The organism is Nocardia vinacea (assembly GCF_035920345.1).
In the GTDB taxonomy this organism is placed as follows: Bacteria; Actinomycetota; Actinomycetes; order Mycobacteriales; family Mycobacteriaceae; genus Nocardia; species Nocardia vinacea_A.
In genome coordinates, this window is sequence record NZ_CP109149.1 from 1196602 (window position 1) to 1219385 (window position 22784).

A 22784-nucleotide genomic window follows, 5' to 3' on the forward strand; every position below is an offset into this window, starting at 1 on the left:
AGCACCTGCTTGCATGGATAATCAGGTTCGAGGAGGAGAGAAACGGTGAGCGAGAACAAAGACCCGGGTTACGGGGAGACCGCGGCCGAGACGACGTCGGTCTTCCGCGCGGATTTCCTGAACGAGGTCGACGCGTCGCGCTCCGCTGAGGCGACCGGCGAACAGCCGGTCCAAGGGGTCGAGGGTCTGCCGGTTGGTGCTGCCCTCTTGGTCGTGAAGCGAGGCCCGAATGCGGGCTCGCGGTTCCTGCTCGATCAGCCGACCACGTCGGCGGGCCGCCATCCCGACAGTGACATCTTTCTCGATGACGTCACCGTCAGCCGTCGGCATGCCGAATTCCGGCAGGACGACGATTCCTTCCAGGTGGTCGATGTGGGCAGCCTCAACGGCACCTACGTCAACCGGGAGCCGGTGGACTCCTCGGAGTTGCAGAACGGTGACGAGGTTCAGATCGGCAAGTTCCGCCTCGTCTTCCTCACTGGGCCCAGGGTCCAGCAGAGCGATTCGTCGGCGGGTGCGGGCAGCCTGTGACATCAGCGGCACGGATTTCGCGTGTCGGCAGTGTTGACAGGGAAGAACGCTGTGTCATGAAAGACTCGGTGCTATGACGGGCGCGGCGCAGTGGGCTCGCGGAGGCATGTCGATCGGCTCCGTGCTGGACCTGCTGCGACCGGACTTTCCGGATGTCACCATCTCGAAGATCCGTTTCCTCGAGGCCGAGGGGCTGATCCGACCCGAGCGCACACCGTCGGGTTATCGCAGGTTCTCGATCGCGGACTGCGAGCGGCTCAGATTCGTGCTGACCGCACAACGTGATCAGTACCTGCCCTTGAAGGTGATCAAGGAGCAGCTCGAAGCGATCGACAGCGGTGCGGCGACGCTCGGTGTGCGGGAAGCCCGCGCCCGGGCGCACTCCGGCCGCAACGGTGCGCCGGAGTCGGGGCACGCCATGCCCGACTCCGAGCTCACCGCTACACCTGCGGCGCACCATGGCGCACGTACCGCGGCGCCGCGCAAACTCGGCGTCGTGCCCGGTGAAATCTCGCCCGACGAGCTGCGATTCGATCACGAAATCCGGCTCACCCGGGCGGATCTGCTTGCCAGGGCCGAGATCGATGAGAAATTCCTCGCCGATCTGATTCGAGCGAATCTGATCACCCCCGGCGCCGCCGGTTTCTTCGACGAGGATGCGGTGACGCTGGCCAAAACCGCCAAGGCGATGGCCGAATTCGGCCTGGAGGCACGGCATTTGCGCGCCTTCAAGCTGGCCGCGGACCGTGAGGCCGCGCTGGTGGCGCAGATCGCCGCCCCGATCGCCAAGAGTCGCGATGCCGGTGCGCGGGCCCGTGCCGAGGAGACGGTGCGCGAGTTGGCGGCATTGTCGCTGACACTGCACACCTGCCTGGTGAAGGCGTCGGTGCGATCATCGCTCGGCGGCTGAGTTCCGGCGGGTGCATCGGAAGTTCGCTTTGCGTTCCAGACGGACAACACGCCGATTTCGGCTGTGCACAGGGAATGCTGCACGCCTCGAGGTTCGCTTAGACTCGTGGTACGGCGAGCTCTGCAGCGGTCATGCCGGGCGGCCGGCGAGTCATTGGGAGGCAGTGCGATGAGTGAGATGCGCGTAATCGGCATTCGTGTCGAGCAGCCACAGAACCAGCCCGTGCTGTTGCTCCGCGAGGCGTCCGGAGACAGGTATCTGCCGATCTGGATCGGGCAGGCCGAGGCGACCGCGATCGTGCTCGAACAAGAGGGGGTGACCCCGATCCGTCCGCTGACTCACGATCTGATCAAGATCTTGATCGCCGACCTCGGGCACACCCTCAAGGAAGTGCGGATCGTGGATTTGCAGGAGGGCACCTTCTACGCGGATCTGGTCTTCGAGAACGATCTGCGGATCTCGGCGCGGCCGTCGGATTCGATAGCGATCGCTTTGCGGGTGGGTTGCCCCATCTATGCCGAGGAGCCGGTGCTCGAAGAGGCGGGGCTGGTCATGCCGGACGAGCGCGAGGACGAGGTGGAGAAGTTCAAGGAGTTCCTCGAGTCGGTCTCGCCGGACGATTTCAAGGCCACCGATAGCTGAGTCATTGGCCGCGCCTCCGGCGCGGCGTGTTCGCGGCCCCCTGTGTCTCGCGTCCGAGCCGTCGAGACTCGCGCCTGCGGCGCATGCGCTTCGACGACTCGGACGCGAGACGGGCCGCGAACGGGTCGCTCGTAAGACTCGCTCCGTTGGGGTCGCTGATGGCGGATCGTTCGGCACCTGATGCCCTCACGTCGGGCGGTGGGGTTCCGCGTGTGCGGCGGATGCGCTTCGGCCACTGGGACGCGAGACGGGCCGCGAACGGTCGCTCGTAAGACTCGCTCCGCCGCGGTCGAGTTTTCTGGAGAACACGAATTGTGTACTGGCCCTAAAGTACTGGCCCTAAAGTAGAGGTCGAGACTCTTACCGCGCGTCGCGTTTGGTCGGATGATGCGGCTCCCGGGACAATCAGGGGGAGTAATCTCGATAGTTGGGCCACGTCCGTTATGGCCGGTCGTTGGTCGTTACGGAGCCGGGTCATCGATGAGGCAAGGCGTCGGCGAAGCAAGGGAGTGGTCAGTGGCAGAGCAATCGCAGGATGTGGTACAGCCAGGCCTGTTCCCGGATGATTCGGTGCCCGACGATCTGGTCGGCTACCGCGTGCCCAGCGCATGCCAGGTGGCCGGGATCACGTATCGGCAGCTCGACTATTGGGCGCGGACCGGACTGGTCGTGCCCTCCATCCGAAGTGCAGCGGGCTCGGGCAGCCAACGGCTGTATTCGTTCAAGGACATTCTGGTCCTGAAAATCGTGAAGCGACTATTGGACGCGGGCATCTCGCTGCAGAACATCCGCATCGCGGTCGATCATCTGCGCAGCCGCGGCGTGCAGGATCTGGCGGGTATCACGCTGTTCTCCGACGGCACCTCGGTGTATGAATGCACCTCGCCCGAGGAGGTAGTCGATTTACTGCAGGGTGGGCAGGGCGTCTTCGGAATCGCGGTCAGCGGCGCCATGCGGGAACTGACCGGAGCCATCGCCAACTTCCCGGCCGAGCGGGCGGTCAGCGGCAGTGCGAGCGAACGCCCGGAGGACGAACTGTCCTTCCGTCGTAAGGCTCGGATGAACCAGAAGACCGGCTAGAGCTCGGTCGAGCGCCCGTCGCCGCCGCGGCGGGCGCTTGTCATATGCACCGGAGTGATGAGCGCTACACGCCCATCCGGGGTCCGGTGGCGTCATTTGTTGCGCGCGCGGCATAAACTAGCGATGCGTCGCCGCCGTGCGGGAGAGTTCCGGACTTCACAAGAGTCCGGGCGCCGAAGGAGCAGCACCTCCCCGTCAATCTCTCAGGCAAAAAGGACCGTACGGGCTTCGACGTCTCTGGAAAGTGGTGTTTGGCGCACAACGCGGCGATCGCCCGCCCATGGGGAAAGGGGTCCTGAGCCCTGTCCGTTCGAGGCAGGGTGTCGCGGCGTCCGAATCTCTCAGGCTCCACGACAGAGGGGGAGGGCTGGTACCCGTCGACCACCGCTGGTCGACCCCGCCCGACCCTGGAGCTGCCGTGACTCGATCATTCGCCGACCGCCACATCGGACCCGACCGGGACGAACTCGCCCGGATTCTGGACGTCGTCGGCGTCGGCTCGCTGGACGAGCTCGCTACCGCGGCACTGCCCGCGAGCATTCTGGACGGCTCCGGCCTCGAGGTGCTGCCGCCCGCGGCCACCGAGCACGAGGTGCTCACCGAACTCGCCGAGCTCGCGCACTCGAATACCGTCGCCACCTCGATGATCGGACTCGGCTACTACGACACGCTGACCCCGCCGGTGCTGGTGCGCAGCCTGCTGGAGAATCCGGCCTGGTACACCGCCTACACGCCGTACCAGCCGGAGATCAGCCAGGGGCGGCTCGAGGCGCTGCTCAATTTCCAGACCATGGTGTCGGATTTGACCGGGATGGAGGTGGCCAATTCGTCCATGCTGGATGAGGCCACCGCCGCCGCCGAGGCGATGACGCTGCTGCGCCGCGCGGGCAAGTCCAAGTCCGCACGTTTGCTCATCGATGACGATCTGTTCCCGCAGACCAAGACCGTGCTGTCCACCAGGGCCGAGCCGCTGGGCATCGAGATCGTCTCGGCGGATCTGTCCGGCGGGGAGTTGCCCGAGGGCGAGTTCTTCGGCGTGCTGGTTCAGGTTCCGGGTGCGTCGGGGCGGATCGTGGACTGGCGGCCGGTGATCGAGGCGGCGCACGAGCGTGGTGCATTGGTGGCGGTCGGCGCGGATCTGCTTGCGCTGACATTGATTACGCCGCCGGGGGAGCAGGGTGCGGACGTATGTTTCGGCACCACACAGCGTTTCGGGGTGCCGATGGGCTTCGGTGGTCCGCATGCCGGATATCTGTCGGTGCACACCAAGCATGCGCGGCAACTGCCCGGCCGGTTGGTCGGCGTCTCCGTGGACGCGGATGGCAATAAGGCGTACCGGCTCGCACTGCAGACCCGTGAGCAGCATATTCGCCGGGAGAAGGCGACCTCGAATATCTGCACCGCACAGGTGCTGCTGGCCATTGTGGCCGCGATGTACGCGAGCTGCCACGGTGCCGATGGACTGCTGGCGATCGCCCGTCGCGTTCATGCGCGCGCGGCCGCCATCGCGGTGGGGCTCGATGGTGTCGTGGTGCATGAGAATTTCTTCGACACCCTGCTGGTGCGCGTGCCCGGCGGCGCGGAATCCGTTGTCGCGAAGGCGAAGTCGCGCGGGATCAACCTGCGGCTGGTGGATGCCGATCACGTCGGCATCGCGTGTGACGAGGCCACCACCGAGGCGCATGTCACCGCGGTGCTCGAATCCTTCAGTACCGGACTGCCATCGGGCGTCAGCGATCCGGGCGGTGTTCCGAGCGTGACCGGCGGTTCGATCGAGACCCGCACGTCGGAATTCCTCACCCATCCGGCCTTCACCAGCCACCACACCGAAACCGCGATGCTGCGCTATCTGCGCAGGCTCTCCGATAAGGACATCGCATTGGACCGCAGCATGATTCCGCTCGGCTCCTGCACCATGAAGCTCAATGCCACCGCGGAGATGGAAGCCATCACCTGGCCCGGTTTCGCGCGGGTCCATCCGTACGCGCCGGTCGAGGATGCGCCCGGTCTGCTGCGGGTGATCACCGACCTGGAGGGCTGGCTCTCGGCCATCACCGGGTACGACCAGGTGAGCCTGCAGCCGAATGCGGGCAGTCAGGGTGAGTACGCCGGGTTGCTGGCCATTCGGCGCTATCACCTGGATCGTGGTGATACACACCGGGATACGTGCCTCATTCCGTCCAGTGCGCACGGCACCAATGCGGCCTCGGCCACCATGGTGGGGCTGCGCGTCGAGGTCGTGAAGTGCCGGGAGAACGGCGATGTGGACCTCGACGACCTGCGCGCCAAGATCGCCGACCACGCCGACCGGCTGGCCTGCATCATGATCACCTACCCGTCCACGCACGGCGTGTACGAGCACGAGGTCGCCGAGTTGTGCGCGCTGGTGCATGATGCGGGTGGTCAGGTGTACGTCGACGGCGCGAATCTGAATGCCCTTGTGGGCCTTGCCCGTCCGGGCCGGTTCGGCGGCGATGTCAGCCATTTGAACCTGCACAAGACCTTCTGCATTCCGCACGGCGGCGGCGGTCCCGGCGTCGGCCCGGTGGCAGTGCGCTCGCATCTGGCGCCGTATCTGCCCGGTGACCCGCTCGAGCAGGGTTCGCACGCGGTGTCGGCGGCGAAGTATGGTTCGGCGTCGATCCTGCCGATCACCTGGGCTTACATCCGGATGATGGGGGCGGATGGCCTGCGTAAGGCCACGTTGACCGCGATTGCCTCGGCCAACTACATCGCGCGACGGTTGAACGAGCACTTCCCGGTGCTGTATACCGGTGAGAATTCGATGGTTGCGCACGAGTGCATTCTGGATCTGCGCGAGATCAGCAAGCGGACCGGTGTGACCGTCGACGATGTGGCAAAGCGGTTGGCGGACTACGGATTCCACGCGCCGACCATGAGCTTCCCGGTGGCGGGCACCTTGATGGTCGAGCCGACCGAGAGCGAAAACCTTGCCGAGCTGGACGAATTCATCCTCGCTATGACAGCGATCCGGGCCGAGATCGATCAGGTCGCTGCGGGTGTCTGGCCGGTCGAGGACAACCCGCTGCGTGGTGCGCCGCATACCGCGGCCTGCCTGGTCGGGGAGTGGGACCACCCGTACAGCCGGGAGGTAGCGGTGTACCCGCAGGGTCTGGATCCGGCGCGGGGCAAGGTGTGGCCCGCGGTGCGGCGCATCGACGGCGCCTACGGTGACCGCAACCTCGTCTGCTCGTGCCCGCCGCTGGACGCGTACTGACGGCTACCGAGCCGCACCTCGACCCTGTTGCAGGTGCGGCTCGGTAGCCGTCTTCACGGCGCGGCAGTCGCGTGATCTTGCTGTGGGGCAGCGGGTTTGTCTGGTCTGCGCGATCCTCTGCGCTTTTTCGAACGGAATTCGAGCCGCCCCACGCGTGATTACGCCGGGTCCGGAGCCGCTTCGGGTTCGAGTTCCGGGATCTCGCTGAGGGCTTCGATTCCGAGTTCCGAGCGTGTTGCGTCGATGACAGCGCGTTCGTCTTGGACGGTATTGGCAATTGCTTTGTGCCACAGTGCGCGGATCGCGTTGACGTCGTCCATGGTTGCTTCCTGATCGAGTTCGACCTTGAGGCGTTGCACGGTGATGCTCTCGGCTGCGGTGAGGGTGCGGAGGAGATCTTCGCACCGGTGCGGGATCTTGGGGTTCGACAGGACGCGGAGTCGGGTGATGTAGCGGTTGCATGCGGAGATGTTCTGATGCACCTCCTTGCCGAAACTGTCCACCTCCTCGACGGATTCGGCCTTCCAATCGAGGGTGTCCCACAGGGTTTGGCGGACGTCGGCGGTGGAGAGCAGTACCGAGGAGATCGCGGTGAGAACCGACTCACGTCGCCATTTGTCCTGTTCGCGGCGTTCTGCGGCGGCGTTGGCGTTGTCGATGTTGCGTTGCACGGCGGCGTTGGTCGTCTCGATATTGCGCTGTGCGGCATCGAGTGTGGTCCGGTTGCGCTCGTCGGCCGCGGTGATCGCGTTGCGATTGGTCCGGTTGTTGATCAGGACGCCGATTAGCGCCGCGGCGGCGACGATGAGCGAGCTGAGAAGCGGAAGCCAGGAAGTCACCGGGTCATCATTGCATTGCGAGGTGCTCCGCTGTGCCCCGATCGGCCGTCGGACTGCGCAGGCGTGCGCGTCGGCCAGCTCGGCATCGACCGCGCGGAGGCTGTCTTGCGTGGTCACCGGTTCGTAAGTCGGGTACTGAACGAATCGATATCGGCCAGTCCTCACGGCGTCGTCAGAGCATGCATCACCGCAGTCCCGAAGCTGACGTCGTCCGTGGTCGGCAGCCGCGTGTACGTCCCTCCGGTTCGCTGGGCGGCGGTTTGGAGGGTCTCGGTGCCATTGCTCCCGATGACGATCACATCGATGCGAACCGGGTGGGCCGGATCGGCGGCCGAGGTCAGCTCGGTCAGTAGCTTGGCTCCGGTAATGGTCGAGTCGTCATCCGGGCCGTCGGTGATGAGCAGAACGGAGTTGGTCAGCCCCGCGGTATATCCGCGAATAGCCGAGCGGTAGGCGGCGATCAGTGACGGATACGCCTGGTCGGTGCGAGGCTCGGTGGGTTTCACCGCCTCCAGCGCCGTATCCAACGCGGTGCGCTGCTGATTGCTCAGTGGCGCGGTGGGCGTTTGGATCTTGTACGGCGTTGTCCCGTCGAGGTTCTTCCCGAACGTCCACACGCCGAGTCCGAAGTCCGGCGGCATCACATTCATCGTGGAGCGCAGCGCGCCGAGTGCATTCGAGAGCCGGGTGACGGATCCGTCGTTGTTGCCCATCGAGGACGAGACGTCGAGCAGCACGGTAGCCTGCACGCCGAGAACAGGATTGGCGAGTGTGGCACGCACCTTGTCCAGTGCGGTCCGGGGCGCGGCGGGTGCGATGGTGGCCGGTGCCGCGGCGAATCCGGCGGCGGTGAATGTCGAGGACTGTTGGGGTGCGCGCAAGTAGTCGGTGAACAGCGATGCGATCAGATTCTGGGTCTTGTCCACCCACGCCCCGGACATCAGCGCAGCAGGATGATCGGCGACCGGTGCCGTCCCCGCGGGCCGAAATTCCGACGTACTACCAACAGCTTTCAGTTGCTGCTCAGTAGCCGCTACCGCATGAATGGGCGAATTCGTCCCACCGATCGCGGCCAATGCGGCCGTGGTGTCCGCCGCCTGCGGCGCTTTCGCGGCGAGCCCGGAGATCGCCGCGACAACCTGACCGGACTGCGCGACCTGATCGGTGAGCGGATCGGTTCCCGAAACTGCGGAGCCGACCGCTGCTGCCACCGCCAAGGTCGAGTCCCCGGCGGGCAATGCCATCCGCAGCCCACCCCACCCGGACAATCCGAGTTCATCCAGCGAACCCTGTTGCAGCCGTGGCAAATCCGCCCAGGTGATCTTGGCTTGCTCGAGCGCACCCCGCAGATCCTCGGGAACGGCGACCACGATCGGACTCATCGCAACCGACGCGGGTGTGCCCTCGATCAGCCCGGGCACCCGCATGGATTCGATGGACCGCATCGAATCGGCGATCCACAGCCCCGGCTGCGGACCGAGCGCACCGTTCCACGGTGTGCCCGCGGCGGTGAACCCGGCGACGATCGCCGCTGATGGTTGGGCGGTCACCACTACTTTCGCGCAATGATCGCGCACCTTCGGATTGGTCGTGTTGTAGCGCTCCGCCGCGGCCCGCACCGGATCGGCGATATCCGGATCGACCGTCACGAACAGCGTCGACGGCCCCTCCTTACATTCCGCCGCTGCCGACTTGTCCCGGTTCGCGGCGCGATCACTGAGTTGAAAAAACGCGAAGACCGCCGCGACTAGCAGCAAAACGGCAACCACTGCGATAACCGGACCTTTGCTGACGCCCCGGGACCTGGTTCCGCTGCGATGTGTGCCCACGATCCTCAGTGTATGTTCACGCGAGATTTGCCGTGCCGGTGTGTCCGGTGCGGCGCACCGGCACGGCGTGGCGTGAACGTCCGACTAGGGTCGGATCATCCGTCCGCGGTCGAACTCGTGTCCGCCCCAAACTCCGGACTGTCCAGTCCGCGCGGCGAATTCACCGCAGGCGTCCCGGATCGGGCAGCCGGCGCAAACAGCACGCGCGTACGCGAAATCCTGCGACGGGTACGGGAACCACGCCTCGTGATTCGAATCACCTCGGCACGCCGCCCGATGCCACTCTCGGGAATCCGAGAGCGGGAGCAGGTCGGTCAGATCGACAACCGCGCCGGTCTCCAATTCGACGGTCATTTCGAGCCTTCTCCTTTCTCTCTCGGCTCAGGTGGCGGCCAGTTGCTTCCAGATCCGCTGCTGCCGCTTGGCCAGGTGGTCTGGGGCCTTCGGCTGCCACAGCAAACGCATGCCTGCCTCCTCCGGCGTCCGGTCGGCCTTGCTCGAGTTGCACGGCGCGCACGCAGCGATCAGGTTGTCCCAGGTGTTCGGACCACCTCGGCTGCGGGGCCGGATATGGTCGACGGTGCGCGCCCAGGACGCGCAGTACCCGCACCGGTGGTGGTCCCGGCGCAGCACACCGGCCAGCGTCGCGCGACTGCCGTCGTGTACTCGCGTCACATGGTCGAGATACACGTACCGCAGCAGCCGGATCGTCTCCGGCAGCGCGAGCTCCAGGCGCTTGGACCGAATCGGGAAGTGCGGCTCCCGATCCGCGATCGACTCCGCGGCGCCGCCCATGAGCAGCACCACGGCCCGGTCGGCGCTGATCTCGGTGAGCGCCTCGTAGCTGGCGTTCAATACCAGTACCCGGGTGTGTATCCAGTCGTCGACAGTAGACACCACCGGATCGGTGGCACGGTGGAACATCATGGGAGTCACCATGTTTCGAGAGAGCGAGCGGATTCGGAAGGCGAGGGTCGGTCAGTTACCGGCCGGGAGGCGGCGCAATTCCTGCTCGACGCACGCGTCATATCGACGCAAGCTCGATACGACAATGGTCACGGCCGCCGCCTCCTTCCTCATACTCGTCGGCACCCGCAGAACCGGGTGATCATCATCGAAATCCATGGTGGCACAGCGCACCCACCGCTGGCGAAGGGTTTTTCAGGCCAGGCCGACCAGCCACTGCCGCAGCCACGAGGTGGCGGTGGCGCCGTTGGAATCCACGACGTAGGCCGGATAGTTCTGGTGTACGAATGAGTTGTAGAACCGCTCGAATTCCTGCTTGCGCTCGTTCATTTCCGGATCGGCGAGCTGGTTCTGGATGAGCGGGGCCACCCCGGTCGCCATCAGGTCGTTGAAGATGGCGAACGCCTCCTGCTGATAGCGCCACAGCTGAGCCGGGTCGGGATCGGAGGCCTGGGCCAGGAATCCGGCGAAGCGGGTCGCGAAGTCGGTGGGCGGTGCGGCGCAGTAGAGGTCGCCCACAGCGCAGATGGTGCGGGTCTTTTTGGTGAGGAAGCCGAAGCCGCCGATGCGTGGGCCGCCCGCACCGGCGCCGTTGACCGGCGGACCGACGAGTGCATCGGTCGGGGAGCGGCGCGGATCCGAGATGAGCCCGACCGCGGCGATGCGTTCGGGCCGAACGGGACTCAGTCCGGTGCCGATTTCGGCGGCGAGGTCGCCTGCCGCATCCGCGCCCTGGCTGTAGCCGATCAGCGCGATCTTGGTGTCGGTGCATTGCTGGGCCGTGGCCGTGACCAGACCGCGGGCATTATCGATGGCCTGCCGCTTGGACCGGCCGTAAACATCGGTCTCCCAGGGGAAAGCGGTCGCCGCGTAGGTCACGTAGTCGGTCCTGGTATTTCGCGGCAGGTTATCGGTGACGCTCGCGAGCATGCCCTCGCTGGGATTGGCATCGGAGGTCTCCCACGTGCCGGGTACCGCCACGACATACAGGTCGGGGCAGCCATCGGGCGCTGCCGTCGCCGCGCCGGCACCGCCGACGGCGCCCGCCGCACCTACCATGACGGTTCCCGCCATGGCACCGATCATCCTGCGCATAAACATGGTCCACACCTCGGTTTGCTAGGTCCGAAGCGGCCGGAGGGCCGTACGCGACTGCCTGCCGTCGCGTCGGAGACAACCGTACGGTCTGACCAGGGGTTGATGCGGGAACCACCCGTGACAAACGCCGAACATTTTTAACACAATGCGCAATGCCGACGATTCGCCCGGCGCGGCGGGATGAAGGAGCCGCGGGCGAGGGGGTGCGCGACTCCTTCATCGTGTCCGAGGGGCAGTCAGCGCCTCGTCCACGGTTGTGGTGGTTATCAGGACACCGATGACTCGCTCCCGTGCATCATCGTGTGCCCATCCATTGAACTCCGATCGACAGGCGTGTGTCCCGGCTTCGAACATATGCCGTTCGAGAAGGTCGGGTCAGCCGATGGGCGTGTGGCCCAACAGAACTCGACCGGTGAACCGGGTCTGCTTGGCCCGTGGCAGCGGGTGGAACAGGCAGCCGTGGATGTCGCGGTACCACATCTCCAGCTCGCAGCCGCGGAAAGCGTCGGTACTGCGACTGACAGCGTGTCTGAAGACCCTTGTGGGTCTTCAGACACCGCCCTTCTCGGGCGTCGTCGGTTCACGCCACGATGGTGTGAACGTCGGTTCCCGCGTCTTCCGGGCCGGTTTCACCGGCACACGTAGGGTACTGGTCAGCGCCTTCCCGTCGGCGGGCATTGGTGACCCGGCCTCCTGCTTGGGGGTCCGGGGATCGTGATCGGTTTTGGTGGGTCGCCGCCCACACGGCGAGGTTGACCGCCGCGTTCAGGTCACGGTCGGCGCGATACCCGCACCCGCAGGCGAACACCCGATCCGCCAGCGTGAGATCGGGATTGACGACCCCGCAGGCCGAACAGCGTTTACTCGACGCGAACCAGCGGTCGGCAGTGGCGACCGTGCCGCTGCGCCACGTCTGTTTGTAGCGCAGTAGTCGCGCGAAATCGGCCCATCCGGCGTCGCTGATTGCGCGCGCCAGACGATGGTTGCGGAGCATGCCCGCCACGTGGAGGTCCTCGGCAACGAGCTGGTCGTGGGTTTTGACCAGCGTGTTGGTGACCTGATGCAGGAAGTGGCGGCGAATGTTGGCGATTCGGTGATGGTGCCGCGCCAGCCGGGCAGCTGCGACTTGGCGGTTGCGGGATCCTTTCTGCTTGCGGGACAACGCTTTCGCCAGCCGCCGCTGCTGACGCAATCCGGTCGCAAGGGGTTTGGGTGGGTCGTTGATCCGGGCGACTTCGGTGCCATCGGCGGTGGCGGCGACCACGAACGCCGACAACCCACGATCTATCCCCACCCAGCCACCGTCATCGTCGGCTGTGCGCGGCGGGTGGTGGCAGGCGGGGTGCAGGTCAGCGGCCTCGGTGGTGATGCTGATCTGCCAGCGGCCCGCCCGGTAGGTGATGGCGGCGGACAGGATTTCGCCCGTCCCTTCGCGAGCAGGCGACGCAGGCGGCGGGTGTCCTCCCGCACCCGCAGCATCCCGATACCGGGCAGGGTAATCGACCGTGCGATGTCTTTGTCGCCGACGCGGATCGCCGCACGACCCGTCTTGGAAAGTTTGTTGCGTAGCCGAAACGACGGGGTGGTGGTGTGTTTCTTTTTGAAGCGCGGAAACCCGACCTTGGTGCCTTTGCGTTTGCCGGTGCGGGAGTCGGAGAACGCGGTCAGGGCGCGGCCGCAGTCGACGGCGGCTTCTTCGAACACCTGCTGACGCACCTGGGTGCGCCAGGCCAGCCCGGTCACCTCGACTTGGGCGACGCCCGCCGCGTCGACGGCGATCACGCGTCCGGCGGCTTCGGTTTTCTTCCACGTGTTGAATGCGTTGATCAGGCTGTATCCGGTCCACGGCACCGAATGGTCGGGATCGAATTTCCGTTGGGTGAGCGCGGTTTTGACGAAGTCCAGGGATTTGTTGAACGCGAACCGGGCCGCTCCGGCATGGCGTGCGAGCACAGCTTGCTGCTCGACGGTAGGGTCGAGGCAGTACCGGAAGGTGGTGTGGCGGCTCATTACGGCGAGTGTGACACGTGCCACCGACAGCAACGGGCCACTCCGGTGACCGACGGTGGCACACGAATCCGATCCCGAGATCTCGGATATGCTCTGAGTCCCGTTGCGGGATATACGGATCCGGTTGTACGCGCCTCGTGACCACTACGCAGTAGTCTCCCGAGCGTAGATGTAGTAGCGGTAGACGCCGTCCCCGGGATCGGCGCTCAGCGGCCACTCGCCGTCGGCGATGAACCATGCCCATTCGAGGGCGAGGCCCGCGTCGCGTTCGGCGATCGACTTCGCCCGGTCCAAGGAGCTGTCGGTGCCGAGGGCCTGGTCGTCGGTGCCGCAGAACTCGCAACTGTGCACCCGCCGCACCTCGTATGCGATCACTCGGTTACCTCCGGGCATCCAGATTAGACCCGGTTTATCCGGGTGTGCACCGATAACGTTCGGCGGATGCGGCCGATAACCAGCTCAACAGGCTCGTCCGCCGGGGTGACCGCGTGTCGAATGGGGAGTTCCGGAAGTGGCGTCCGCATACGCTGAGCGTCCACCCCGTGGCCGCCGGATGGTGAGATTTCAGAGGTTGCCGACGATGTGTTCGAGGCGGCGGGCCACCAGTTCGCGGGCCTGTTCGCGCAGGGCGGGACGGTAGCCGCTGGGGTAGACCGGGTCGCCCGGAGTGTAATCCTTCAGGACTTCCTTGGCGAGGGTGATCTTGTGGACCTCGGTGGGGCCGTCGGCGATCGCCATGACCTCGGCGTAGTTCATCATGTCGACGAACGGGAGGTCCTGGCTGACGCCGATGGCGCCGTGCAGATGCAGTGCGCGCTGGGCGATATCGTGCATCACCTTCGGCATCGCCACCTTGATGGCGGCAATGTCCTTGCGCACCTTCAGATAGTCCTGCTCCTTATCGATGCGCCAGGCGGTGCGCAGGACGAGCAGGCGGAACTGCTCCATCTCGATCCAGCTGTCGGCGATGCGTTCCTGGGTCATCTGCAGGCCCGCGAGCGGTCCCTTGCGCATCGGGCGGGAGACCGCGCGTTCGGCCATCATGTCGAAGGCCTTGCGCACCAGCGCGACTGTGCGCATCGCGTGGTGCACCCGACCGCCGCCGAGGCGGGTCTGCGCGACGACGAAGCCCATACCCTCCTGGCCGAGCAGGTGGTCGGCGGGCACCCGGACATCGGTGAAGCGCAGATGTCCCTCGTGCTCGCTGAAACCGTGCACGTGGAAGTTCTTGACGATCTCCAGGCCGGGGGTGTCGGCGGGCACGATGAACATCGACATGCTCTGGTACGGGCTGACATCCGGATTCGTGACGACCATGACGATATGGAAGCTGGCGAACTGCGCGTTCGAGTTGAACCACTTCTCGCCGTTGATGACCCAGGAGTCGCCGTCGCGCACGGCGCGGGTCTTGAACAGCGTCGGATCCGAGCCGCCGGTCGGTTCGGTCATGACATAGCAGGAACCGATCTCACCGGCCAGCAGCGGCTGCAGGTACTTTGCCTTCTGTTCCTCGGTGCCGTAGTGCGCGAGGATTTCCGCGTTACCGGAATCCGGTGCCTGGCAACCGAATACTGACGGCGCCCACACCGAGGTGCCGAGCACCTCGTTGAGCAGGCCGAGCTTCAGCTGCCCGTAGCCGGGGCCGCCCAGTTCCGGTCCGAGATGGCAGGCCCACAGTCCCTGTTCCTTCACCTTCTCCTTCAGCGGCCGCATCAGCGCCATCGCCTCGGTATCGGTGCGGTCGTAGGGATTCGGGTAGAGCAGATCGAGGGGCTCCACCTCGGTGCGGACGAACTCCGCCGCCCAGTCCAACTTCTGCTGGTATTCCGGGTCGGTTTCGAAATCCCAAGCCATGGTCAGCCTTTCGTGTCGGTGATGCCGTCGAGAATGGTGGACGCCACAATGCCGGCGATTTCGTCGGGGGAGCGCCCGCCGTGCGGGCGGTACCAGAAGGTCACCATGTTCAGCATGCCGAGGACACTGTTGGTGACCACGTGGTCGTCGGTGCGCAGCAGGCCCGCCGCATGCCCCGCGTCGATGACGCGCTGCCAGCAGGCCTGTATTTCGTCACGCATTTCCTGTAGTTCTTCGCCGCGCTCACCGGTCAGTGCGGTGACGTCGCGCAATTGGATGGCGACCTCGCGGCGGTGCTCGATGATCAGCCCGACGTGGCTGTGGATCAGCTTGCGCAACTTGACGATCGGATCATCGATGCCGCGGGAGATCCGCTGGGCATCGGTGAGCATGAGCTGGATGTAATCGCGCAGGATCTGCCAGAGCAGCTCTTCCTTGGAACCGATGTGGTAATACAGCGCACCCCGCTGTACCCCGGCTCGATCACCGATTTCCGCGACGCCGGTTCCGTGGAAACCCTGCTCCGCGAACAGTTCCGCCGCGGCCGCCACGATGCGCGCCCTGGTCGCCTCCGCCGTGGTCTCCGCTGCCGGTGGACGACCGCGGCGACGAGGCGAGGCCAACTCTGGCCCACCCGTCACCCGGCCACCACCCCTCATCGAATCGCTGTGCGATGCCGCGGTCATCGGCGCGGATCCAAGACGACTTTGGAAACCCCGTCGGCACGGTCGGCGAACATGCGGTAGGCGTCCGCGCCGTCCGACATCGGGAATCGGTGTGTGACAACGGCTTCGGGCCGGATTCGGCCTGCCGCAGTGAGTCGCAGCAGTGCGGGCAGCTCGTATTGGATCGAGCAGAGTCCGATATGGAATTCGAGCTCCTTGACCTGTGCCAACTGCATATGGAACGGGAAGGCGCGATTATGACTGACGCCGACCACGCCGACCCGGCCACGATGCCCCACGGCGCTGATGGCGAGCTTGATGGTCGCATCGGCGCCGACCGCCTCGATCGCGACATCCGCACCACCGTTGAGCATTTCGCGGATGACGGTCTTGGGTTCGTCGGATTCGACTATCTTCGCGCCCAATTCGGCGGCGCGCTTGCGGCGCTCGGCCACCAGATCCACCCCGAGCACCTGCGACGCGCCCATCGCGAATGCCGACTGCACGGCCATCAGCCCGACCGGTCCCAGCCCGATCACCACCACGGTCTCGCCGGGCGCAATGCGGGTGCGGCGCGCGCCGTACCAGGCAGTCGGGGCGTTGTCGGTGAGCACGATCGCGGCCTCATCGCTGACCGAATCGGGCAGCCGTACCAGATTCCCCTCGGCATGGGGGACCGCGAGATATTCCGCCTGCGCACCAGCGAGCGATCCGCCGAGTCCATAGCAGGCGTCGGCAGGCAGCGGATGGCGTTCACAGGCTGCCACGATGCCGGCCTTGCACTTCGCGCAGCGGTTACAGCCGACGGATGCGGAGACCAGCACTCGGTCGCCGACCGCGAATCCCTGCGTGTCCGAACCCAATTCGACGATCTCCCCGACCGCCTCATGGCCGACGCTGTATCCGGTGCCGTCAGTGAAGCCGTGCCCGGCGTAGATGTGCAGATCACTGCCGCAGATTCCGGCGGCGGTCACCCGAACGATTGCGCCGTCGCGGCCCGGCAGCACCGGATCGGGAACCTCGGTGTACGAGATCTGTTGCGGTCCTTGGTAAGTCAATGCCTTCATCGCCAACCACCGTCCAGCGCCAGAGTTGCGCCGGTGCAATACGCCGAGGCGTCCGTCGCGAAGTACAGTGCTGCGCCGACGATCTCATCCGGACGGCCGATCCGCCCGAGTGCCATATGCCGAGTCAGCTCAGTGCGCAACTCATCGGGCCACGCCTTGGAAATATCCGTCTCGAACGGACCGCATTGAATCGTATTGACCCGCACCCTCGGTGCGAAACTCTGCGCGAGTCCGCCGGTGAGATTGGCCAATCCCGCCTTGGCGGCCGCATAGGGCACCGCGAGCGGTTCCGGTCGTTCGGCCTCGACCGAGGAGATATTGATGATCGAACCGCCGCCGGCGGCGGCCATCCGGGTACCGATCAAGGTCGACAAACGGAACGGGCCCTTGAGATTGACCGCGATCACCTTGTCGAACATGTCCTCGCTCACCTGATCCAGGCTCGGATACAGCAGCGACATCCCGGCATTGTTGACCAGCACGTCGACCTTGCCGAACTCCGCGTAGGCCGCCTCGACCAGCGCATCGCACTGTGCCCAATCGCTGACATTGCACGCCACAGGCAATGCGCGCCGACCATGGGTGTTCTTCACCTCATCGGCCAGTTCGACACACCCGTCGAGTTTGCGACTGGCGATCACCACATCCGCACCGGCTGCGGCGAAGGCCAGCACCATCTCCCGGCCGAGCCCGCGGCTACCGCCCGTGACCAGCGCGACCTTATCCGCTAACGACTGTCCTGGCATTGCGCTCCATTGCTCCGGCTGCCGGTAATGTTCCAATCAGTACATTAATTCCGCCGGACGATACAATCAAGGCCCCGACACACCGTCAGGTCACTACCGATGGGTAACATTGGTTGCGATTTTTCCCACCCGGCTTTCTCAAAAGTGAGGCAGTAGATGACAGAGCGGATTCAGGTCGGCGGGCTCCAGGTGGCCAGCGTTCTCCACGAGTTCATCGAGAACGAGGCGCTCCCCGGAACCGGCGTAGATTCCGCCGCGTTCTGGGCCGGAGCCGAGCAGGTCATCAATGACCTCGCTCCGCGCAACCGCGTCCTGCTGGCCGAACGCGACGAGATCCAGGGCAAGCTCGATGCCTGGCACGCCGAGCACCCCGGCGCGAACTACGACAAGGCCGCCTACAAGAGCTTCCTCGGCGATATCGGCTATCTGCGCGCGGAACCGGCCGGCTTCAAGATCGCCACCCAGAATGTGGACGACGAGATCGCCACCACCGCGGGCCCCCAACTGGTGGTGCCGGTGATGAACGCCCGCTTCGCGATCAATGCCGCGAATGCGCGCTGGGGCTCGCTCTACGACGCCCTCTACGGCACCGATGCCATTTCCGAGGCCGACGGCGGCGAGAAGGGCACCGGCTACAACCCGGTCCGCGGTGGCCGCGTGATCGAGTTCGCGCGCAAGTTCCTCGACACCGCCGCGCCGCTGGCCAACGGCTCGCACCGGTCCTCGACGCACTACGCGATCGATGGCGGCAAGCTGGCGGTCACGCTGAGCAACGACGAGGTCACCACGCTGGCCGCCGATGGTGCGGAATTGGTCGGCTACCTGGGCGATCCGGCCTCGCCGGCCTCGATCCTGTTGAAGCACAACGGTTTGCACATCGACATCCAGATCGACACCGCCTCGCCGATCGGCAAGACCGATCCGGCGGGTGTCAAAGATGTGGTGCTGGAGTCCGCGGTCACCACGATCATGGATTTCGAGGATTCGGTTGCGGCGGTGGACGCCGAGGACAAGGTGCTCTGCTACCACAACTGGCTCGGCCTGATGAAGGGCGAGTTGGCGGAGAAGGTGACCAAGGGCGATAAGACCTTCACCCGCACCATGAACCCGGACCGTGTCTACACCGCGGTCGGCGGCGGCGAACTGGTGCTGCACGGCCGTTCGCTGCTGTTCGTGCGCAATGTCGGTCACCTGATGACCTCCGACGCGATCATCGACGCCGAGGGCAATGAGGTGCCAGAGGGCATTATGGACGGCCTGATCACCTCGCTGATCGCCAAGCACAGCCTGCTCGGCGATACCGAGCTGAAGAACAGCCGCACCGGTTCGGTCTACATTGTGAAGCCGAAGATGCACGGCCCGGACGAGGTCGCGTTCACCAACGAGCTGTTCGGTCGGATCGAGGACGTCCTCGGCCTGATCCGCAACACCCTCAAGGTCGGCATCATGGACGAGGAGCGCCGCACCACGGTCAACCTGAAGGCCTGTATCCAGGCGGCCGCCGAGCGCGTGGTGTTCATCAACACCGGCTTCCTGGACCGCACCGGCGACGAGATCCACACCTCCATGGAGGCCGGGCCGATGGTCCGCAAGGCCGAGATGAAGACCCAGCAGTGGATCCTGTCCTACGAGGACTGGAACGTCGATACCGGTCTGGCCGCCGGCCTGCCCGGTAAGGCGCAGATCGGTAAGGGCATGTGGGCCATGCCGGATCTGATGCGCGACATGCTCGAGCAGAAGATCGGCCACCCGCGTGCGGGCGCCAATACCGCCTGGGTGCCCTCGCCGACCGCGGCCACCTTGCATGCGACGCACTACCACCAGGTCGACGTGTTCGAGCGGCAGCAGGAGATCGCCGCCGGCGGCCGCCGCGCCACCGTCGATCAGATCCTGGAGATCCCGCTCGCAGCCGATCCGAACTGGACCGAGGAGGAGAAGCGTCAGGAGCTGGACAACAACTCCCAGGGCATTCTCGGCTATGTGGTGCGCTGGATCGATCATGGCGTCGGCTGCTCCAAGGTGCCCGACATCCGGGATATCGGTCTCATGGAAGATCGTGCGACCCTGCGCATTTCGAGCCAGCTCATGGCGAACTGGCTGCGCCACGGTGTGGTCACCGCCGATGAGGTGATGGCCAGCCTGCAGCGGATGGCGCCGGTGGTCGACAAGCAGAATGCGGGCGATCCGAACTACCGGCCGATGGCGGCGGACTTCGCGGGCAGCATCGCGTTCCAGGCCGCGAAGGAACTGGTGCTGGAAGGTACCAAGCAGCCGAACGGCTACACCGAGCCCATCCTGCACCGGCGTCGCCGGGAGGCCAAGGCGCTGGCTTGCGTCTAAGACATTGCGCGTCTGAATAACTCGTGATTCCCCCGCCCGGGAGCGTGCCGGGCGGGGGAATCTTGTATCACACGACGGCCGTCGACGGGGCGGATGACCGGTTTCGACCCACATAACGATCCGTTACCCTGGGCGCTGCACGAGACAGTCGGATGTGAGGAAGTTTTATGGGAAGTGTTGTCCTTGATGTATTCGCGCTGGTTGTGAATCGCGCGGCGATGTTCTGGAACTGGATGGCCACAGGTTCGGCCGGTTTCCCGCCGCTGTAATAGCCGAGCTGAACGTCTGGTACGACGACCCCCGGTCCCGGCCCCTCGATGGGATGCCGGGCCGGGGGTTTCCTTTGCCCGGCGAGACATCTCCACAGACGGTGAGCCGATTCCCTTCGGGGACAGGGCGGATCGACGTATCTTCTTTGGCATGAGCAACAGCCCCCGACCGACACCATTGTGGTTCGAGCTCTGGATGGGCGCCATCACCACCGTCATCGCATTGCTCTGTGCCGCGCTGTGCTGGGAATTGGCTGCTCAGGGCAGCTTTCCGGCCAAAGTGCTACTGTGGGTGGGACTTTCGGTGGTCGGGCTGGTCGCGATCGTCTTCGCCATCCTGGGCCTGATCCGCTATCACGCTGTCCTCGTGAGCCTTACCGCACCGCTACTGATCGCCGCGCTCGCCGCGCTGGTGTGGTACGAAGTGCCCGAAACCACCGGTTGGCGCCTGTCCCGCCCCATCCTCGAAGATCAGGCCACCGCCTGCGCCAACCCGGGCCACCACACCCGCCTCGGCGTCTACACCGTCACCTACGTCACCCGCCGCGACGGCGCCTGCCTGTTCTACGTCAGTGGCGGAGCCACGAATTCCGAAGGCTTCGCCTACTTCCCGGACAGCGCCCCGAGTACCGGGCCGGCCGGGCCCGGCGGCATCGGCTACGAACCCTTCCACGGTTCCTGGTACCGCTTCGTCGAAAACACCTGACGGATCCGGCCGAGGCCGCCATCGCTGTACAGCTCAGCGCCCGACACCAACCAGTGTTCGGATAATCATGAAGATTGCGGCCAGGCCGAAACAGGCCAGTCCGACCACCCATACCGTGAACATCTGCCGCATCGGTATCAATTTGTCCAGTCGGCCGCCTTCGAGATCGACGCCATCCTGTTGCGTCTCGAAGACGGTGCCGTGCGCACCCCAGGCGCCCGCACCGATCTGCAGCTGTTCGAACCGCTCCAGCCATCGGGCGTCCTTGCGTTCGGCGAGGCGATGGCTCGCCATGAGCATGATCGAGATGATCGACACGATCAGCGCGAGTAGCGCCGAGGCTATCCGCGCGACGGCATCGCTCCCGGCCCCCATCGAGATACTGAACAAGAATGCCTGGGCAGTCAGACTGAGGGTGGGAACCTGCCAGAGGAGGTTCTCGTATTGCAGACGTCGGTCCGCCACGGTCTGGTAGACCATCTCCAGATCGGCCGAACGGCGAGGAACTGGCTCCTCCACAAGGGGTACTGTCGCACAGTCGCGCAGATCTGGTGGGTGTTTGTCATGTTCGGGATGGGGTGCGAACCAGGATGAGGACGCTGACCACGAGCACCCACGCCGGGAAAGCCAGTGTCATCCATCTGCTCGTTTCGCTGGCCACCAGGAGTGCCACGGCCGCCAGGTAACTGAGACCGGCGAGCCAGCGGGGCATCAGCCCGGTCTTCAGCCAAATCGTCGCGAGCGAGATCATGAACACGGCCGCCATCCGCAGTGCGTAGGTCTGGCACGCCGAAACCACGATCATCTTGCCGAAGTCGACCACTTCGGCGCGGGCGGCCGGGTCGGTGACGTCGGTGTCACTGGACACCAGACCGGCGGCGACGGCGGTGCCGACGAACATCATCGCCAGGAACAGCAGTCCGCTGCCGAGGAATACCGATAGGAAGAACCGGTCCTCGTAGCGCCCGAATCCGTCCCGGACGACGCCGATGAACCATAAGAAGCTGATTCCGGCGAAGGGCATGAGCACCGTCGCTATTCGGATCGCGCTCCGCTGGCTGTTCAGCCAATGAGTCGAGCCTTCGATGCCGTCGGGCATGTCGATACGGATCAAGATCAGCGTTGTGCCGAACAACACCGCGAAGATCACTCCGGCCAGTGCGGCCGCTCGCGGTGTCGACAACCGGTGCGGGGTCGGCTCGGTGTGTTGCGGCGATGTCGACATGCCGTCATCCTGTCAAATCCGAGCGCCGGTGGGCTGGATTTCCGGCCAGGTCTGTTTTCCTCGTTTTGCTCCCGGCGCACAATTCGACGCACCGACGTCGTTGATTGAATTCCGTCCTAGTTGCCGGTGCTGTGTGGGTTTCGGCGAGGTCGGCCGAGGCATAGCATATTGAAAGTCCAGCTTACTGCCGAGCGGAAGGTGGGTGAAGATATGACGACCGAGCCCGACTGGAGTAAACCGGCGGCGGTGGCTATCCCGGCGGAGGGCTATTTCGAGCTGGAGCGGGGCAGATACGGTCCGATCTATCCCCGAACGCCGGCCTGCTACGGGTTCTCGATCATCGCCAAGGTGAAACCGGGTCGTGAGGAGGCTATTCGCGCATACGGCAAGCAGATCCAGGATGCGGTAGCAGCCGGTCCCGATGTGCTGGCACCGCTGCGGCTGCACTATCTGCGGTGGGTGTTGTTCGATGTCGGATCGGGACTGCATTTCCAATATCAAGGCATCTTCGACACCGATTTCGACAAATACACCGAGGATGCCGTAGCCCTGTTCTCCCAGACCGGTATCACCACGGCTTTCACCAATCTCGAAGGATTTCCGGAGGATTGGAAGGAAAACCCGGAGGCGTTCGTGAAATTTGTTCGCGAACACCAGTTTCCGAGCTTCCTCGAATACGGTGAGTATCCGTACGTCACCGCCGACGAGATCAAAAAGGCGCTGCGGCTGAAAGCGGCGTTCTCCGACATGCTCGACCAGATGCAGTAAC

At 65.0% G+C, this 22784-nt stretch carries 22 protein-coding genes and 1 riboswitch; of the genes, 8 read left to right on the forward strand and 14 right to left on the reverse strand.

What is annotated here, in order from left to right; translation table 11 throughout:
- The first annotated feature begins 45 nt into the window (after positions 1-45).
- The 5 genes from garA to gcvP all read left to right on the forward strand — a co-directional run bounded on the left by garA (position 46) and on the right by gcvP (position 6401).
- Positions 46-531: a glycogen accumulation regulator GarA gene (garA, locus tag OIE68_RS05680; protein ID WP_040689879.1), complete on the forward strand. Its 486-nt coding sequence runs from the start codon at positions 46-48 to the stop codon at positions 529-531.
- A gap of 73 nt (positions 532-604) precedes the next feature.
- Entirely contained in the window at positions 605-1441 is an 837-nt protein-coding gene (locus tag OIE68_RS05685; protein WP_327098335.1) for a MerR family transcriptional regulator, read from the forward strand.
- Positions 1442-1609: 168 nt separating this feature from the next.
- Positions 1610-2083, forward strand: coding sequence for a bifunctional nuclease family protein (locus OIE68_RS05690; protein ID WP_327098336.1), 474 nt, complete (start codon positions 1610-1612; stop codon positions 2081-2083).
- Positions 2084-2563: 480 nt separating this feature from the next.
- Positions 2564-3163 (forward strand): MerR family transcriptional regulator, encoded by a 600-nt coding sequence (locus OIE68_RS05695; RefSeq protein WP_327098337.1) that lies wholly within the window; start codon positions 2564-2566, stop codon positions 3161-3163.
- Between the two features lie 129 nt (positions 3164-3292).
- Positions 3293-3393: riboswitch (glycine riboswitch) on the forward strand.
- 188 nt (positions 3394-3581) lie between these two features.
- Entirely contained in the window at positions 3582-6401 is a 2820-nt protein-coding gene (gene gcvP / locus OIE68_RS05700; RefSeq protein ID WP_327098338.1) for an aminomethyl-transferring glycine dehydrogenase, read from the forward strand.
- A gap of 158 nt (positions 6402-6559) precedes the next feature.
- Here gcvP and OIE68_RS05705 read toward each other — a convergent pair whose 3' ends face one another.
- The 12 genes from OIE68_RS05705 to OIE68_RS05760 form a co-directional block, all read right to left on the reverse strand.
- Entirely contained in the window at positions 6560-7240 is a 681-nt protein-coding gene (locus tag OIE68_RS05705) for a hypothetical protein (RefSeq protein ID WP_327098339.1), read from the reverse strand.
- Between the two features lie 161 nt (positions 7241-7401).
- Positions 7402-9069: a VWA domain-containing protein gene (locus OIE68_RS05710; protein WP_327098340.1), complete on the reverse strand. Its 1668-nt coding sequence runs from the start codon at positions 9067-9069 to the stop codon at positions 7402-7404.
- A gap of 84 nt (positions 9070-9153) precedes the next feature.
- A complete protein-coding gene (locus tag OIE68_RS05715; protein ID WP_327098341.1) occupies positions 9154-9423 on the reverse strand; it encodes a WhiB family transcriptional regulator in 270 nt (89 codons plus the stop codon).
- A 27-nt stretch (positions 9424-9450) separates the two neighbouring features.
- On the reverse strand, positions 9451-9993 hold the full coding sequence (locus OIE68_RS05720; protein ID WP_327101581.1) for an HNH endonuclease: 543 nt from the start codon (positions 9991-9993) through the stop codon (positions 9451-9453).
- Between the two features lie 237 nt (positions 9994-10230).
- Positions 10231-11130 carry a cutinase family protein gene (locus tag OIE68_RS05725; RefSeq protein WP_327101582.1) on the reverse strand — a complete coding sequence of 300 codons (900 nt, stop codon included), beginning with the start codon at positions 11128-11130 and terminating at the stop codon, positions 10231-10233.
- Between the two features lie 583 nt (positions 11131-11713).
- On the reverse strand, positions 11714-12535 hold the full coding sequence (locus OIE68_RS05730) for a transposase (RefSeq protein ID WP_327101583.1): 822 nt from the start codon (positions 12533-12535) through the stop codon (positions 11714-11716).
- Positions 12418-13143, reverse strand: a complete 726-nt coding sequence (locus OIE68_RS05735) for a helix-turn-helix domain-containing protein (protein WP_327098342.1) — start codon at positions 13141-13143, stop codon at positions 12418-12420. Before OIE68_RS05735 ends, OIE68_RS05730 begins: the two co-directional genes overlap by 118 nt.
- 144 nt (positions 13144-13287) lie before the next feature.
- Positions 13288-13518, reverse strand: coding sequence for a hypothetical protein (locus OIE68_RS05740; protein ID WP_327098343.1), 231 nt, complete (start codon positions 13516-13518; stop codon positions 13288-13290).
- A 189-nt stretch (positions 13519-13707) separates the two neighbouring features.
- Positions 13708-14997, reverse strand: a complete 1290-nt coding sequence (locus OIE68_RS05745) for an acyl-CoA dehydrogenase family protein (protein ID WP_327098344.1) — start codon at positions 14995-14997, stop codon at positions 13708-13710.
- A 2-nt stretch (positions 14998-14999) separates the two neighbouring features.
- Positions 15000-15683, reverse strand: a complete 684-nt coding sequence (locus OIE68_RS05750) for a TetR/AcrR family transcriptional regulator (RefSeq protein WP_419150682.1) — start codon at positions 15681-15683, stop codon at positions 15000-15002.
- Positions 15680-16729, reverse strand: coding sequence for an alcohol dehydrogenase catalytic domain-containing protein (locus tag OIE68_RS05755; RefSeq protein ID WP_327098345.1), 1050 nt, complete (start codon positions 16727-16729; stop codon positions 15680-15682). The genes OIE68_RS05750 and OIE68_RS05755 overlap by 4 nt, the downstream gene beginning before the upstream one ends.
- Positions 16726-17475 (reverse strand): glucose 1-dehydrogenase, encoded by a 750-nt coding sequence (locus tag OIE68_RS05760; protein ID WP_327098346.1) that lies wholly within the window; start codon positions 17473-17475, stop codon positions 16726-16728. Before OIE68_RS05760 ends, OIE68_RS05755 begins: the two co-directional genes overlap by 4 nt.
- A 156-nt stretch (positions 17476-17631) precedes the next feature.
- Here OIE68_RS05760 and OIE68_RS05765 point away from each other — a divergent pair, with 156 nt between their 5' ends.
- Positions 17632-19815 carry a malate synthase G gene (locus OIE68_RS05765; protein ID WP_327098347.1) on the forward strand — a complete coding sequence of 728 codons (2184 nt, stop codon included), beginning with the start codon at positions 17632-17634 and terminating at the stop codon, positions 19813-19815.
- Positions 19816-20235: 420 nt separating this feature from the next.
- Entirely contained in the window at positions 20236-20790 is a 555-nt protein-coding gene (locus OIE68_RS05770) for a hypothetical protein (RefSeq protein WP_327098348.1), read from the forward strand.
- A gap of 33 nt (positions 20791-20823) precedes the next feature.
- Here the strand turns inward: OIE68_RS05770 and OIE68_RS05775 are convergent, their stop codons facing one another.
- Both OIE68_RS05775 and OIE68_RS05780 read right to left on the reverse strand, forming a co-directional pair.
- On the reverse strand, positions 20824-21309 hold the full coding sequence (locus tag OIE68_RS05775) for a hypothetical protein (RefSeq protein ID WP_327098349.1): 486 nt from the start codon (positions 21307-21309) through the stop codon (positions 20824-20826).
- Positions 21310-21352: 43 nt separating this feature from the next.
- On the reverse strand, positions 21353-22015 hold the full coding sequence (locus tag OIE68_RS05780) for a hypothetical protein (RefSeq protein ID WP_327098350.1): 663 nt from the start codon (positions 22013-22015) through the stop codon (positions 21353-21355).
- Positions 22016-22225: 210 nt separating this feature from the next.
- On the opposite strand from OIE68_RS05780, the gene OIE68_RS05785 reads away from it, so the two are divergent.
- Complete coding sequence (locus OIE68_RS05785; RefSeq protein WP_327098351.1) at positions 22226-22783, forward strand: hypothetical protein; 558 nt, start codon at positions 22226-22228, stop codon at positions 22781-22783.
- Position 22784: the final 1 nt, after the last annotated feature.

Excerpts from the sequence above, each read along its gene's own strand:
- OIE68_RS05685 (WP_327098335.1), top strand. The coding sequence starts at position 605 with ATGACGGGCGCGGCGCAGTGGGCTCGCGGAGGCATGTCGATCGGCTCC.
- OIE68_RS05690 (WP_327098336.1), top strand. The coding sequence starts at position 1,610 with ATGAGTGAGATGCGCGTAATCGGCATTCGTGTCGAGCAGCCACAGAAC.
- OIE68_RS05695 (WP_327098337.1), top strand. The coding sequence starts at position 2,564 with ATGAGGCAAGGCGTCGGCGAAGCAAGGGAGTGGTCAGTGGCAGAGCAA.
- OIE68_RS05715 (WP_327098341.1), bottom strand. The coding sequence starts at position 9,423 with ATGACCGTCGAATTGGAGACCGGCGCGGTTGTCGATCTGACCGACCTG.
- OIE68_RS05720 (WP_327101581.1), bottom strand. The coding sequence starts at position 9,993 with ATGTTCCACCGTGCCACCGATCCGGTGGTGTCTACTGTCGACGACTGG.
- OIE68_RS05725 (WP_327101582.1), bottom strand. The coding sequence starts at position 11,130 with ATGCGCAGGATGATCGGTGCCATGGCGGGAACCGTCATGGTAGGTGCG.
- OIE68_RS05735 (WP_327098342.1), bottom strand. The coding sequence starts at position 13,143 with ATGAGCCGCCACACCACCTTCCGGTACTGCCTCGACCCTACCGTCGAG.
- OIE68_RS05745 (WP_327098344.1), bottom strand. The coding sequence starts at position 14,997 with ATGGCTTGGGATTTCGAAACCGACCCGGAATACCAGCAGAAGTTGGAC.
- OIE68_RS05750 (WP_419150682.1), bottom strand. The coding sequence starts at position 15,683 with ATGACCGCGGCATCGCACAGCGATTCGATGAGGGGTGGTGGCCGGGTG.
- OIE68_RS05755 (WP_327098345.1), bottom strand. The coding sequence starts at position 16,729 with ATGAAGGCATTGACTTACCAAGGACCGCAACAGATCTCGTACACCGAG.
- OIE68_RS05760 (WP_327098346.1), bottom strand. The coding sequence starts at position 17,475 with ATGCCAGGACAGTCGTTAGCGGATAAGGTCGCGCTGGTCACGGGCGGT.
- OIE68_RS05765 (WP_327098347.1), top strand. The coding sequence starts at position 17,632 with ATGACAGAGCGGATTCAGGTCGGCGGGCTCCAGGTGGCCAGCGTTCTC.
- OIE68_RS05770 (WP_327098348.1), top strand. The coding sequence starts at position 20,236 with ATGAGCAACAGCCCCCGACCGACACCATTGTGGTTCGAGCTCTGGATG.
- OIE68_RS05780 (WP_327098350.1), bottom strand. The coding sequence starts at position 22,015 with ATGTCGACATCGCCGCAACACACCGAGCCGACCCCGCACCGGTTGTCG.
- OIE68_RS05785 (WP_327098351.1), top strand. The coding sequence starts at position 22,226 with ATGACGACCGAGCCCGACTGGAGTAAACCGGCGGCGGTGGCTATCCCG.